We start from the raw sequence: 14,515 nt of genomic DNA, 5'->3' as shown, positions 1-14,515 counted from the left end.
CTTCGTCAGCGCGGCTGATACGCGCGATCCGCGGCGGACCAGCGAAACGTCTGGCGCCATTTGCCGCCGCGCTCGCGCAACTGCAGGTCGCGGAAGCCTTCCGTCGAAGTCGACAGCACGCTGAGCGTATTGCTGCCTTCCGTGATGTCGTGATCGCGCGTGCCGTCGCGGTGCCAATCGCCGGCGATATCCCGGTAGAACATCATCGGCTGCGCAAACACGACGCGCAGCGTCTTGCCGTCGACCCGGAACAGGTACAACGCCTCGAACGATGCGCCGCCGCCCGCATAGCCGATCGACCAGCCCGCTCGCACGCCGAACGCAGCATCGCCGTCGCGCAGCAGATACGGCGCGAGATCGAACCGCGACCACCGCTCGGGCCGTAATGCGAGATCAGCCGCCTGCGTCGTCTGTTCGAGGGCGTCCGGGCGGTCGAGATTCGTGTTGCCCCAGTCGGTGGCCTGGTCGAGCGGCTGTCCGGTACGTGCGACGAGGTGCGGCACGCCGTCCGGCCCGCGCTCGAACACGCCCAGCCAAACCTGTTCCTTCGGGTCATCGGCACTGGCATTGCGGTCGACGCCTTCACAATCGGCGGGCGCGCTGAATCGCAGTACCTCGCGCGCCCGGTCGTCGGTCGGTGCCACGCAAACGATCGCGACGAACGCACCGGGACGCTGCGGCCACGGTTTCGCGCCGGCCAGCACCACACGCGCGAACGGCTGGCCCGGGGCAAGCAGCGCCGCCAGCCCTTCCCTCGTGAAGCCGGGCGGCAGGTGCACGCCGAAACCGTCCGCTTGCGGTGCGCCGCTCATGTCGCGCGCATACGCGGCGCGGGCTTCGGCCGAATCGAACGTCTGCGGCACCTGGCCGAGCGAATGTGCGGTGCCGGCCGCGTGCGCGGAAAAGCCCGCGAATGCGGCACCGATCGCGATCAGCCACGGCATCGAGCGAATCGTCATGCTGGAATGTCCTTGAAATGTTTTCGTGGGGTTTCCGTTGGCAGCGCTCGATCACTGCTGCTTGCGCGCGCTGCGCCACGCGCGAATGCCCGACCACAGCTGGCCGACTCCGCACGAAAAAAACACGCCGCCCATCCCGCCGATCGTCAGCGCGGTGCCCCAGATTGCGCCGAACGTATTCATCCGCGCGCTCATCCTGGGCGCGTCGGGCGTGTAGCGCACCTCGACCGCCGCGCCATCCTCCACGCTAACGTCGCCCCCCTGCGCGTATTCGACGTGTTCGCCCGCCAGCGTCGTGAACGCGATCTCCGGATGGTGCCGCCCCGCATTCAGCTTGGTGACGCGGCCCGGCACGACGATCGACGTCCGCAGGAATTCGCTCGTCGACCGAGCGGTCAGCGCAGCGGCGACCAGCATGCACGCGCCCAGGACGGTAAAGACGATGCCCTTCGCGATCCGTGTTTCCGTCTGATGCGCGTCGGCGCGTGCGGATTCGGACGCCATCCCGCTCACCTCGGCGCACCGGATCGATCGGCGCGCAGCAACGCACGCCGAGCGCGCGCCGGTGCGCATCGGCAATGCCGGCGGTTTCGTGTGCGCGATTGCGCTGCGCCGCGCCCGCGCGCGGCTCGCTCGATTCTGATTGTCATCGGAAGGGATCCCGTTCCTGATCGTTACAGATGCCGGGCGTGCCGCGCGATGCGCGAGCATCGCCGCCCTCGGCATCCGGCAGGATACGGACGTCGCGGCACGCTGTAAATCGTTGCGCCCGCCAACGATCAAGCGGCGTCGCTACTCATCGTTACTCATCGCGACCTGCCGCGCGCGCATGCGCCACTCGTCGGCGACACGCTGCAGCGCCCGCTGTGGACACGGCTCGACGGCCTCGCGGGCATGATCGTCGTGAAATGGCAGATGCCCGCGCCGGTGACGCGGAGGGTAACGCGGCGGCCGCGCAGCCCGACCCGCAGCATTGAATGCGAGTGCGGGCGGGCGCGCTCGATGTGACCTGCCGCGCGTCAGCCCGCGAGCTTCTTCAGTGCGTCGAGCACCGCGTCGCCCTTGAACGGCTTCACGATCCAGCCCTTCACGCCGGCGGCCTTGCCGCGTTCCTTCATCGCCGGGCTGCTTTCGGTCGTCAGCATCACGACGTTGACCGTCGAGTTCGCCAGTTCGCCGCGGATCTTTTCGACCATCGTCAGGCCGTCCATGTTCGGCATGTTCACGTCGCTGATCACGAGGCGCACGCCGGGCGTCGCCTTGAGCTTCGCGAGCCCGTCCTTGCCGTCGACGGCCGTCGCGACGTCGAGCCCGTGATTGCGCAGGAAACCCGCGACCTCGTCGCGCACCGTGCCCGAATCGTCGACCACCAGAATCTTTGCCATGTCGTATTCCCCTTCCTTTCCTTGTTGCTGACTTCAGTATTCAAAACAGTTCGAGCTCACCCGATTCGACCATCGGCCCCACGTCCTGCACCGATTCGCGGAAATCCTCCGGCGACCAGCTCAGGCTGAACACGAAGCGCTGGTCGAGGCACACGGAGCGCCCCGATGCCGGATCGGTCATCCGGTACTTGAAGCAGAGCTGCGGGCAGTCGCCGCCGAACGAGATGAACTTCTGCTTGTGATTCACGACGAGCGGCACCTGCACCGGATGGCGCGCCAGCGCCTCGGCGTCGCCGAGATAGCGGTTCTTGAACGCGCCCCATACGAGGTTGGTCAACTCGCCGAGCATGCTGTTCACGTCGCGGAAATCCGGCGCGCGGCCGGCGTCGCGCGTGCCGCCGATCATGTCGAGCAGCGGCTGCTCGCTCGTCTGCAGCAGCATGTAGCCGCGGCACCACGCGCTTTCGAGCGCGATCAGGCTGAACACTTCGCCGAAGATGATCTGGTCGCGCACGATGCACGGCGTTTCGTGCTCGATCGTCATGCCCGGGAACAGGCTGTCGATGCGCGCCTCGGTGATCTCCGAGATGCCGCGCACGAGTGCGTTCGGGTAGTCGCGGCCGAACAGGTATTCGTCGATCGCGCGCTTGAGCGGCGTCATGTCGTCCGCGACGTAGGCCGCGCATGCGACGCGCGCGAGCGCCTCCGGCAGCCCGTCGCGCGACGCAAGCGATTCGCGGCGCAGGATGATCGGCAGCTCGGGGCGCAGCGCATCGATCTGCGTCGCGATGATCGCGCTCTCGGCCGGCGAACCACCGTAATCCTCGGCGAGCAGGATCGCGCCGAGGTCGATATTCGAGCGCAGCACCTTCAGCAGCCGGTTGCGCCGCACGGTCAGGCCGACCAGGTTGTGCTCGTCGCAGAAACGCTTGATCGCGTCGGCGTGCGCGCGACTGTCGTCGAGCACGAGCACCTTGCTGACGGGTTTGTCCAGGGTCATCTCAAGGGTTCCTCATGGTCGATCGGGGTCGGTCTGGGTCGGTCAGAACAGTTCGAGCTCGCCGCCGGTTTCCATCACGGCCGTTTCCGGCACATGGAAATCGACCGGCGCGTTCGCGCACACGCACAACGTCGCGCCGACCCGCACGTCGCCATCGAGCGTCAGGTCGTAGGCGGTCACGTAATCGGGCGAGAGCGCGTGCATGAAGTCGATGCTCGGGCCGCTCAGCAGGTAAGGCGTCGACATCCCGAGATCGGGAAACGACGCGGTCAGCGCCTGGTTGATCGCGCCGCAACACAGGTTCGCGACTTCCATGAACGCGTCGGTCAACGGTCGCTGGCTGTTCGTGCCCGCCGTCGCGCCGGCGAAATGGCGGCGCGTCGCGTCGTCGTCGCTGAAGCGCAGCGCGAGCAGCAGGCGGAAATGCAGCGCGGAGATCGTCAGCACAACGACATGTTCGGGTGCCTTCGGCTTCGATCGCGACTTCGCGTGCGCGCGATCCGGCGCGTCGTGTCCGTGGCCGGCGGCCGGCCGGATGTCGCACGCGCCGCCGGCCGCGAGCCGCGTGCGCGCGGCATCGAAAAAGATCCGTTCGAACCCGGCCCTCGCCTGCGCACTGATCACGCGGCTTCTCCTTCGATCCGCGCGTGCAGTTGCCCGGCCAGCGTCTCGACGGTCGCGAGCGCGGCCGTGATCATCTTGCCGCCGGCCTGGATGTCCTGGAACGTCGCGGCCGTCACGAGATCGTTGCGGTTCAGGCTGTCGCGGTAGCTGTTCGACAGTTCCTGCGAGCGCGCGGCCAGCCCGCGCACCTCGCTCGCGACGATCGAGAAGCCGCGCCCGGCGGTGCCGGCCCGCGCGGCCTCGATCGACGCGTTCAGCGATACGATCGACACGTGCGCGACGATCGCCGACAGCTCCAGGTTCTTCGCGCGCATGTCCTGGTTCTGCGTGGTCAGCGAGATCATCTGCTCGTGCCAGCGCTCGAAAGTGCCGGCGAGCCCGCGCAGGCGCGCGGCTTCGTCGGCGATCTTCTGCGCGTGCTGCGCCAGCGCCGCGCGATCGGCCGACAACGCCTGCATCGCGTCGCGCTGCGTGCCCGCGGCGGACGTCTCGCGCGCCAGCGCATCCTCGAGCTGCGCCTCGCGCTGCGCCCATGCGTCGGCCGCCTCCGCATGCGCCGACGCCGCGTCGGCGACGCGCGCATCGGCCGCGTCGAGCGCGCTGCGCAACTGCGCCGTGTCGCGCTCGAGCGCCGCGACGAGCCGCTTGCGCGTCACGCGAAACAAGACCGCCGCCACGATTGCGACGACGACACCGCCCGCCAGTGCGGCGGCCATCTGGAGCATCCAAGCCTGCACGATCACGTCGTCACTCCGCCGCGCCGATATCCGCGCTGCGCGCACGTTCGTGCCCGGCGCCCTGCGCGGCACCGTCCGCCGCGAAGCGGGCCGGCAGCGACACGATCGTCTCGAACGCGCGATACGGCGCGCCGACGCGATCGTCGGTGAAGCGCAACGCGATGTCGCCGCCGTCGCGCTTCAGGAAGTTGCGCACCGCGTCCATGCCGACGCCGCGACCCGACACCTCGGTCACGGCACTCGCGGTCGAGAAGCCCGGCCGGAAGATCAGCTCGGCCACCTCCTCGTCGGACAGCGCCGCGTCGTGGTCGGCATCGATCCATCCGCGCTCGCGCGCGACGCTGCGAATCCGGTCGAGCGCGAGGCCACGGCCGTCGTCGCTCAGCACGAACCACAGCTCGCCGCCGCCCACGCCGACCGCGATGTCGATCGTGCCGGATGCCGCCTTGCCGGCCGCTCGCCGCTCGTCGGACGATTCGATCCCGTGGTCCATCGAATTGCGCAGCAGGTGCATGAACACGTTCTTCAGCGTCGCGGCGATTTCGCTGCGCACGCGTTGGCCGTGGCTGTCGATATGCACGACCGGCGCCGGCTTGCCGAGTTCAGCCGCGAGCGACGGCAGCGACTCGATCACGCCGCCGAGCGCATCGCCGATGCCCTGCGTGCCGAGCTGGCTCAACATGCGGCGCACGGCGTCGCGGGCCGCGTGCCAGTCGGACGCGTTCGCCGGATCGGCGCCGTCGAGCATGCGCAGGCTCTCGCTGATGTGCGCGCGTTCGACCATCAGGAAGTCGGCGCCCTGCACCGCTTCGCCGCTGCGGCCGAGCGTGACCGCGTTGATCGTCGCGTAGTGCTCGACCGCGTCGCGCACGCGGGCCAGGTCGTCCATCAGCGCATCGCGGTTCCACTCGGGGCCGCCGTCCGCGCGGCGCAGCGAGTCGTATGCCTGCTCCGCTTCGTGGACGATGTTGGTCAGATGCTGGAGGCTGTACGTGCGCGCGTTGCCCTTGATCGTGTGCATGTTGCGGAACAGCGCCGCGACGATCGAGTGATCGGCACGCTCGTGCTGGCGGATCATCCGCTCGTTCTCGCTGAGGAAGCCCTTCGCGCTGTGCACGAAGTCGTGGAACTTGTCCTGGCTGATCGACAGAATCTCGCCGATCATTTCGAGGCGGCGCTGCTGCTCGCCGGCCTGCGCGGTCAGCTCGCGGATCTCGGTCACGTCGCGCACGCACAGCATCAGGCGCACGACCGTATCGGTCTCGTCGGTGATCGCCGACCAGCTCAGGTCGAGCCACTTGTCACGGCCGTCCGGCATCCGCTTCGCGACTTCGTTCACGAGCAGGTGCTCGTTGAACTCGAAGTTCATGCTGTCTTCGCCGAGGCACGCGTGCACGGCCGCGTCGACCTGCGAGCGGGCGTCGGAACCGATGTTCGAGTCGTCGAACACGAGCGCCATCAGGTCGCGACCGGCGATGTCGCTCGTCTCGAAGATCGTTTCGAGGTACGCCGAATACTCCGCATGCACGACGCCGCCTTCGACGACGGTCAGGATCCCCTGCTGCATGTTCTGCAGCATCGCCTGGATGTCGGCCGTCTTCTGCTTGAGCTGCGCCGAGTTCTCCTGGATCTTCTCGATCATCCCGTTGAACGCGACGATCGAATGGCCGATTTCGTCCATCCGGCCCACCGGCACGCGGCGCGTGAAATCCTGGCTCGTCGCGATCTCGCTCATCGCCGTCTGCATCCCGATCAGCGGGCGCGTGATCTGGCGATACAGCAGCAGGCCGAGCGCGGTCAGCAGCACGATCACCGTGCCGGCGACGCCCGCGATCGCGGTCGCCGTGGTCGACAGCATCCCGTTCAGTGCGCTGATCGCGTCGTCCTTCTGGCGGTTCTTCTCGACGCGCAGCGTATCGACGATGCTTTCGAGTTCGTCGCGATACTGCGCGACGTTCGCGAACAGGTACGCCTGCGCCATCTCGGGCTTGCCGTCGGTCTTCATCTTCACGGTGTCGTCGATCGCCGCGAAATAGTTCGTGGCGCTCTCCTTCGCCTGCGAGACGAGCCCGACCTGCGCCTGGCCGACCGCCGACTTCGCCTGCACGTCGAGCGCGGCGCGCAGCGCGCCCTGCTTTGCCTTCAGCTCGTCGCGCGCCTGCGCGGCGGTGTTCGCGTCGGGCGCGTAGACGAGCGTCATCGTCGCGATCTGGATGTTCTTCACATCGGCGACGAGATCGGCCGACGCGAGCGCGCTCGGCACGATGCCCTGGGTGACCTGGCGTACCTCGGACGCGCTCTTGCGTGTCTGGTACACGGCATAGATGCCGATCGCGGACAGCGCGAAGAACGTCAGGACGACTAGCAGCGTAATGCGATGACGGATGGTCATGGTTACAGCTCCCCGCAGCGATCCGGCTTCGACCGCCGTTTGGTCTATTGAAAGAATGTGAGCGCCGAATTATCGGGGATGGCGTATGACGATCCGATGACCGGAAATCAATCGTTCATTGATAAAAATGAAATGAACAATTGTGGCAAAAGCACCCTAAAGTATTGCCGGAATTTGCCGTTAACCTCATGTCACAAGGCTTCGGCCGGTGATCCTGCGCAGCCAGGAAATTCCATATTCGGATATTTTATTTTTATTTATTTAATCCGCGGATTAGCCGTAATCAGGCTTTCGTAAAACGTTTGCTCATTATCGACGAATTCAATCCAATTCGCGATTTATTATTGTCGGAGCGTGATTTGACGGCCGGATGAAAACGATTCCGCCCGCCCCGGGGCCGACGATGCGCTGAGCTGCATTGTCGGCCCCGGGGCGGGCGTGGGCGGCTAACGACCGATCAGTGGCTGCTGGCGCGCGTCGCCCCCAGCCCCGTTTCCGAACGCACCTGCTGTGCGGCGAACGCACCCTTCTCCGCCTTCGCGCGCAGGCTCGTGTCGAGTACCGAGAACAGCCACACGCCCACGAAGCCGATGGTCATCGAGAACAATGCGGGCGACGTGTACGGGAACCACGCCGAACCCTTCGGATGACCGAGCGTCGCCTCCCACACCGACGGCGACACGATCGTCAGCCCCACCGACGAGACCAGCCCGAGGAAGCCACCGATGACCGCACCACGCGTGGTGCACCCCTTCCACATCATCGACAGGAACAGCACCGGGAAATTGGCCGATGCCGCCACCGCGAACGCCAGCGACACCATGAACGCGACGTTCTGCTTCTCGAACGCGATGCCCAGCAGCACGGCGATCACGCCGAGCACCAGCGTCGTGATGCGCGACACCTTCAGTTCGTCGGCACTGTTGGCCTTGCCGTTCTTGAAAACGGTCGCGTAGAGATCGTGCGACACAGCGGACGCACCCGACAGCGTGAGCCCGGCCACCACCGCCAGGATCGTCGCGAACGCCACGGCCGAGATGAAGCCGTAGAACACGTCGCCGCCCACCGTCTTGGCCACCAGCACCGCGGCCATGTTGGCCGTGCCCGCGCCGCCCTTGATCACGCCCTTGGCCACGTCGGCCAGCTCCGGATTGGTCAGCACCAGCGTGATCGCGCCGAAACCGATGATGAAGATCAGCACGTAGAAGTAGCCGATCCACGTGGTGGCCCAGAACACCGATTTGCGCGCTTCCTTCGCATCCGGCACCGTGAAGAAGCGCATCAGGATGTGCGGCAGGCCAGCGGTGCCGAACATCAGCGCCATGCCGAACGAGATGGCCGAGATCGGATCCTTGATGAACCCGCCCGGCGACATCACCGACAGCCCGATCCGGGTCGCGTCGTCCGGCGACTTGCCGGCATTCGCGGCGATCGCGGTCTTGACTTCCACGGCATGGGCGAACAGCGCCTCCGGGCTGAAGCCGTACTGCGCGAGCACCATGATCGCCATGAAGGTCACGCCCGCGAGCAGCATGCACGCCTTGATGATCTGCACCCAGGTGGTGGCCGTCATGCCGCCGAACAGCACGTAGACCATCATCAGCGCGCCGACGATCACGACGGCCATCCAGTAGTCGAGACCGAACAGCAGCTTGATGAGCTGCCCCGCGCCCACCATCTGCGCGATCAGGTAGAACGCCACCACCACCAGCGTCCCGACCGCGGCGAAACTGCGGATCGGCCCCTGCTCGAAGCGGTAGCCCGCGACGTCGGCGAACGTGAACTTGCCGAGGTTGCGCAGCCGCTCGGCCATCAGGAACGTGATGACCGGCCAGCCGACCAGGAAGCCGATCGAATAGATCAGGCCGTCGTAACCCGACGTCATCACCGCCGCGGAAATGCCGAGGAAGGATGCCGCCGACATGTAGTCGCCCGAGATCGCCAGGCCGTTCTGGAACCCGGTGATGCCGCCGCCGGCGGTGTAGAAATCCGCGGCGGAACGCGTGCGCGAAGCCGCCCACTTGGTGATCCACAACGTCCCGGCCACGAACAGCGCGAACAGGACGATGGCCGTAGTGTTGGTTGCCTGCTTGGCGGTCTGCCCGACATCGCCGCCGCCCGCGACGGCCGCGCCGCACGCGAGCACGGCCAGCAACGCGACCAGCGTCATCGAAAGTGTCTTCTTCATTGAGCGACGTCCTGCAGGATGTCCTGCGTCAGTTGATCGTATTCGTTGTTCGCGCGGCGCACGTAGATGCCGGTGATGACGACGGTGAACACGATCACCGCCATGCCCACCGGTACGCCGACACTCGTCACGCCGGTGCTCACGGGCTTCGCGAGGAACGACTTGTCGAATGCGATCAATGCGATGTAGCCGTAATACACGATCAGCATCAGCACGGTCAGGCAGATGCCGAGCGCATTGCGCCGTCGCTTGAGCAGCGCATACTTCGGATGCGCTTCGATTTTTTTCACCAACCCATCATGCATCGCCTGTCTCCTGATGTGCTTTTTTGAATGAGTGTGGCGATTCTGAAGAGCGAAACTGACTGCGGGCTTACTCGATCTTGCGTGTGCGCGCTATGGTTTTCCCTAGCGGTACGCGGTGCTGCCGCACGCGAGGCGCTGGATGCGTGTGCGGGGCGCGCTGCAACCGCGATGCGGTTTCAGCGTCGCAATGCGGGGCAGTCAGGACGCGATTTTTCGACCGTCCTCAATAAACGGACATTTCCGCGCAAGGACAGTTACTCGCATCGATCGATGCCGATGGAAGGGTACGAGCGCAGACGGAGCATGGCATCGACGCGATCAGTCTTCACGCGTCTCGACGAGCCAATCCTCGATCTGTAGCGCCGGGACTCGCGCAAACTCGCGCGCGTTATATGTGACAAGCACCAGAGGCCGTGCGCGCGCCTGCCCCGCGATCAACGCATCGTACGGACCGATCGGAGTGCCGACCGCAGTCGGGTGCGCACGAACCGCGCCGGCGTGCCGGGCATCTTCCACATCGAACGACACCACCTCGAACTGAAGTGCTTCGACACGTGCCATGTTCGCTGCCGCCCTCTGGCGCTTGCAGGCACCGCAATAGAGTTCATGCGCGACGATCGCCGGCATGCCGGGCCAGCATGGCCGGCTCGCCTTTCATGATGGCGATTGCCGCATTGGTATCCAGCAAAAATTCATTCAAATACGTCCAGACCTGAGCGCTGCTGAGCGGCAGGCCCGGTCGTTGCCGCAGCCTCGAAATCGGCGTCGACCGGGCCGATCATTGGCGTTAGCCAGGCCCAGTCTTGCGGCACCGGTTCGAGGATGACGGATGACCCGTGACGACGAATCCGTACCTCGGTCGTTTCGAAGCGGAAATCCTTCGGCAGAAGGACAGCCTGCGATCCGCCATGCTCGAAAATCCTGGCAGTATCCATCCCCATTTCCTCATGCACTTACAAAATGCACCCACTTTAACAACTGTGCACCCCGATGACGAGCCATGCCCTCGGCACTGGGCACCTGCCGGCCGAGCGCCGTGGGACACCCGATTCATTCCCCTCGGGAAACAATCAATCCCCATCCGGCGATTCACCTTCCCGCCGGCCCGCTCTAGACTGTCGCATCGCTCCCCCTCCCGGACCCAACGCAATGACCGACGTCCTGCCGCTGACCACCGATCCCGAATCCGGCCTCCAGTACCGGCTGCGCCCGGCCGCCGGCCGCCCCGCTGCCCGCCTGTTGCTGCTGCATGGCGTCGGCGGCAACGAAACCAACCTGCTGAACCTGGCCGACGTCATCGATCCGCGCGTTGAAATCGCATTCCTGCGCGCCCCGCTTGCGTTCGGGCCCGATCAGCACGCGTGGTTTCCGGTGCGCTTCGGCCCGAACGGGCCCGAAATCGACGCGGCCCGCGCGGACGCGAGCCGCATCCGGCTGATCACGCTGCTGCGTGCGTTGCGCGCCGGCAAAGACGCAGGCGCCGCGTTGCCGACCGTGATTGCCGGCTTCAGCCAGGGCGGCATCATGAGCGCGAGCGTCGGGCTCACGTCGCCGCAGGACGTCACCGCATTCGCGGTGCTGTGCGGGCGCATCCTGCCTGAAATCGATCCGCTGATCGCGCCGCGCGATGCCCTTCGCCCGCTCCATGCGCTGATCGTGCACGGCCGCTTCGACGACAAGCTGCCTGTCGCATGGGCCGATACCGCCGATGCAAAACTCACGGCGCTCGGCGTCGCGCACGAGACGCGGCTGTACGCAGCCGGCCACGAGCTGACCGCGGAGATGGCCGGCGATTTCGGCCGCTGGATCAGCGAACGCACCGGATTGAACTGACTGTCACGAAGGGCCGGGGCGCCGGCCGCGAACGACTCGGCGCGCCCGGCGCATACCGTCTTCAGGCGCCCCGCGCCGGATCGGCGACGGCGCGCGTGGCCGAAGATGCAAGCGCATCCGCCGCCCGCTCCCGCGCGGCGCCGCGCTTCGCCAGCTTCCAGCCGACCACCAGCGCGAGCACGACGACCGGAATCGTCGCGATGGTCCACGTGCCGCCCGGGTAATCGAATGCCATCAGCACCAGCACGCCGACGAGGAAGGCCAGCGTGAGCCACGACGTGAACGGCGCGCCGGGCATCCGGAACGACACGGCCCTCAGTTCGCCGCGGTTGACCGCGCGGCGGAACAGGATCTGGCACATCACGATGAAGCCCCACGTCGTGATGATCCCGAGCGACGCCATGTTCAGCACGATCTCGAACGCCTGCGCCGGCACGATGTAGTTCAGCGGTACGCCGATCGCATTGATCGCGACCGTGATCACGATCCCGCCGTACGGCACGCCGCGTGCGTTCATCCGCGACACGAAGCGCGGCGCCGATCCGCCCATCGCGAGCGAGCGCAGCACGCGCCCGGTCGAATAGAGGCCGGAGTTCAGGCTCGACAGCGCGGCGGTCAGCACCACGACGTTCATCACGGTGCCGACGTACGGCACGCCGAGCTTGCTGAAGAACGTGACGAACGGGCTTTCGTGCGCGCTGTAAGCCGTCCACGGCAGCAGCATCGTCAGCAGCAAGACCGAGCCGACGTAGAACAGCGCGATCCGCCACATCACGCTGTTGATGGCTTTCGGCAAGACCTTGCGCGCATCGGCGGTCTCGCCCGCCGCGACGCCGACGAGCTCGATGCTCGCATACGCGAACACGACGCCCTGCACGATCAGCACGGCCGGCAGGATGCCGTGCGGGAAGATTCCGCCGTGATCCGCGACGAGGTGCAGCCCCGGCATCTGGCCGGCGACCGGGTGGCCGCTCGCGAGAAACACGGCGCCGACGGCGAGGAACACCGCGAGCGTCCCCACCTTGACGAGCGAGAACCAGAACTCCATCTCGCCGAACACCTTCACGCCGATCATGTTCATCACCGACACGATCCCGAGCGCGCCGAGTGCGAACACCCACTGCGGCACGTCCGTGAACACGGCCCAGTACTTCATGTAGATCGCGACCGCGGTGATGTCGACAATGCCGGTCGTCGCCCAGTTCAGGTAGTACATCCAGCCCGCGACGAACGATGCGCGTTCACCCATGAACTCCCGTGCGTACGACACGAAGCTGCCGCTGGTCGGCCGGTGCATCACGAGCTCGCCGAGCGCGCGCATGATCAGGAACGCGAACACGCCGCAGACGAGGTACACGAGCGCGAGCGCGGGCCCCGCGTGCTGCAGGCGCCCGCCCGCGCCGAGAAAGAGGCCGGTGCCGATCGCGCCGCCCATCGCGATCATCTGCACGTGCCGGGGCTTCAACTGCTTCGCATAGCCGGCTTCGTGCGACGCGAACATCGCATCGGGGTCGGCATGTCGGGAATCCGCGCCGCCGGCCGGATCGGCCGGGCGCTCACTGCTGTGAGTCATCGTGTGTCTCCGTAGTTTCTTGATGTGTCGCGCCCCGCGCGGGGGCGCTTCGGATGCAGCCGCATGCAAGCCGCCGGCGTCGGGCACCGGCAGCCCGCGCAGCCGGCGTCAAAGCACGCGCGGCCGGATCAGCGCTTCGGGCTGCAGCGCTTCGTCGAGCTGCGCATCGGTCATCCACCCGCGCTCCAGTACGACTTCGCGGATCGACTTGCCGGTCGCGTGCGCCTCGGCCGCCACGGCGGTCGCGCGCTTGTAGCCGATGTACGGGTTCAGCGCGGTTGCGAGCGCGACCGAGCGCTCCATCGTTTCGCGCAGCCGCTCGGGATTAGCGGTGATCCCGCTCACGCAACGCTGCGCGAGCGTCGTGCAGGCGGCCGTCAGATGACTGAAGCTGCGAAACAGCGCGCTGGCGATCACCGGCTCGAATGCGTTCAACTGAAGCTGCCCGGCCTCGGCCGCGAAGGTCACGGTCAGGTCGTTGCCGAACACCTCGAACGCAACCTGGTTCACGACCTCAGGGATCACTGGATTCACCTTGCCGGGCATGATCGACGAGCCGGCCTGCACGGGCGGCAGGTTGATCTCGCCGAACCCGGCGCGCGGGCCGCTCGACAGCAGCCGCAAGTCGTTGCAGATCTTCGACAGCTTCACGGCGATCCGCTTGAGCACGCCCGACACCTGCACGAACGCGCCGCAATCCTGCGTCGCTTCGATCAGGTTCGGCGCGGTGCTCAGGTCGAGCCCGGTAATGCGCCGCAGCGCCGCGAGCGCCTTCTCCGCGTACTGCGGATGCGCGGTGATCCCCGTGCCGATCGCGGTCGCGCCGAGATTGATCTCGCGAATCAGCCAGCCGGCTTCCTGCAGGCGCGCGATGTCTTCCGTCAGCATCACCGCGTAGGTCGAGAACTCCTGGCCGAGCGTCATCGGCACCGCGTCCTGCAGTTGCGTGCGGCCGAGCTTCAGCAAGCCGGCAAACGCGTCGGCCCGCTCCGCGAACGCATCGCGCAGGCGCGCCATCGCTTCGAGCAGGTGTTCGACCGCGAAGCAGGTCGCGACGCGAATCGCGGTCGGATAGACGTCGTTGGTGCTCTGCGCGAGGTTCACGTGCTCGTTCGGATGCAGGTATTCGTACTCGCCGCGCGCGTGCCCCATGATCTCGAGTGCGCGGTTGCAGATCACCTCGTTCGCGTTCATGTTGGTCGACGTGCCGGCCCCGCCTTGGATGATGTCGACGACGAACTGGTCGTGCAGGCGCCCTTCGCGGATCTCGACGCACGCAGCGGCAATCGCATCGCGAAGCGGCCGCGGCAGCAGCCCGAGCTCGCAGTTCGCGTCGGCCGCGGCCTCCTTCACCGCGGCGAGCGCCATCACGAGGAACGGCAGCGATGCAATCGTGCGGCCGGAAATGTCGAAATTCTCCTTCGCGCGCAGCGTATGGACGCCGTAGTAGGCCTCACTCGGAATGCTTCGCTTACCTAAAAGATCCGCTTCGACGCGGAAGCCGTTTTCTGTCATCGTG

General features: G+C 66.5%; 14 protein-coding genes. 1 reads left to right on the top strand and 13 read right to left on the bottom strand.

The genetic code is table 11. From position 1 onward, the window contains the following. Positions 1–5 precede the first annotated feature (5 nt). The 11 genes from FFS49_RS26245 to vapB all read right to left on the bottom strand — a co-directional run bounded on the left by FFS49_RS26245 (position 6) and on the right by vapB (position 10,525). Complete coding sequence (locus tag FFS49_RS26245) at positions 6–959, bottom strand: hypothetical protein (protein WP_046547528.1); 954 nt, start codon at positions 957–959, stop codon at positions 6–8. A 51-nt stretch (positions 960–1,010) separates the two neighbouring features. After that, positions 1,011–1,463: a DUF3592 domain-containing protein gene (locus tag FFS49_RS26240; RefSeq protein ID WP_105816145.1), complete on the bottom strand. Its 453-nt coding sequence runs from the start codon at positions 1,461–1,463 to the stop codon at positions 1,011–1,013. A gap of 515 nt (positions 1,464–1,978) precedes the next feature. Beyond that, complete coding sequence (locus FFS49_RS26235; protein ID WP_011355572.1) at positions 1,979–2,344, bottom strand: response regulator; 366 nt, start codon at positions 2,342–2,344, stop codon at positions 1,979–1,981. Positions 2,345–2,384: 40 nt separating this feature from the next. Continuing rightward, the gene (locus tag FFS49_RS26230; protein ID WP_039357252.1) at positions 2,385–3,344 is read right to left on the bottom strand and encodes a chemotaxis protein CheX; all 960 of its coding nucleotides are present in this window, start codon (positions 3,342–3,344) and stop codon (positions 2,385–2,387) included. Positions 3,345–3,386: 42 nt separating this feature from the next. After that, positions 3,387–3,968, bottom strand: coding sequence for a hypothetical protein (locus FFS49_RS26225; protein WP_105816108.1), 582 nt, complete (start codon positions 3,966–3,968; stop codon positions 3,387–3,389). Then, complete coding sequence (locus FFS49_RS26220) at positions 3,965–4,693, bottom strand: methyl-accepting chemotaxis protein (RefSeq protein WP_046548509.1); 729 nt, start codon at positions 4,691–4,693, stop codon at positions 3,965–3,967. The genes FFS49_RS26225 and FFS49_RS26220 overlap by 4 nt, the downstream gene beginning before the upstream one ends. Positions 4,694–4,715: 22 nt before the next feature. Further along, complete coding sequence (locus tag FFS49_RS26215) at positions 4,716–7,097, bottom strand: MCP four helix bundle domain-containing protein (protein ID WP_105816109.1); 2,382 nt, start codon at positions 7,095–7,097, stop codon at positions 4,716–4,718. Positions 7,098–7,554: 457 nt separating this feature from the next. Continuing rightward, positions 7,555–9,285, bottom strand: coding sequence for a cation acetate symporter (locus tag FFS49_RS26210; protein ID WP_105816110.1), 1,731 nt, complete (start codon positions 9,283–9,285; stop codon positions 7,555–7,557). Next, the gene (locus tag FFS49_RS26205) at positions 9,282–9,590 is read right to left on the bottom strand and encodes a DUF485 domain-containing protein (protein ID WP_039357260.1); all 309 of its coding nucleotides are present in this window, start codon (positions 9,588–9,590) and stop codon (positions 9,282–9,284) included. The genes FFS49_RS26210 and FFS49_RS26205 overlap by 4 nt, the downstream gene beginning before the upstream one ends. Positions 9,591–9,908: 318 nt before the next feature. Next, entirely contained in the window at positions 9,909–10,217 is a 309-nt protein-coding gene (locus FFS49_RS26200) for a PIN domain-containing protein (protein WP_224755997.1), read from the bottom strand. A 65-nt stretch (positions 10,218–10,282) separates the two neighbouring features. Continuing rightward, positions 10,283–10,525, bottom strand: a complete 243-nt coding sequence (gene vapB, locus FFS49_RS26195; protein WP_071333646.1) for a type II toxin-antitoxin system VapB family antitoxin — start codon at positions 10,523–10,525, stop codon at positions 10,283–10,285. A gap of 214 nt (positions 10,526–10,739) precedes the next feature. Here vapB and FFS49_RS26190 point away from each other — a divergent pair, with 214 nt between their 5' ends. Then, positions 10,740–11,423, top strand: a complete 684-nt coding sequence (locus FFS49_RS26190; protein WP_105816111.1) for a phospholipase — start codon at positions 10,740–10,742, stop codon at positions 11,421–11,423. A gap of 61 nt (positions 11,424–11,484) precedes the next feature. Here FFS49_RS26190 and FFS49_RS26185 read toward each other — a convergent pair whose 3' ends face one another. Together FFS49_RS26185 and aspA are read right to left on the bottom strand one after the other, a co-directional pair. Beyond that, positions 11,485–12,996, bottom strand: a complete 1,512-nt coding sequence (locus FFS49_RS26185) for an amino acid permease (protein WP_105816112.1) — start codon at positions 12,994–12,996, stop codon at positions 11,485–11,487. Positions 12,997–13,104: 108 nt separating this feature from the next. Next, on the bottom strand, positions 13,105–14,511 hold the full coding sequence (aspA, locus tag FFS49_RS26180) for an aspartate ammonia-lyase (protein ID WP_105816113.1): 1,407 nt from the start codon (positions 14,509–14,511) through the stop codon (positions 13,105–13,107). Between the last annotated feature and the right edge of the window lie 4 nt (positions 14,512–14,515).

Source organism: Burkholderia sp. 4NA327C6, assembly GCF_005502655.1.
Lineage (GTDB): Bacteria > Pseudomonadota > Gammaproteobacteria > Burkholderiales > Burkholderiaceae > Burkholderia > Burkholderia contaminans.
This window is presented reverse-complemented; position numbering and strand designations above follow the sequence as displayed.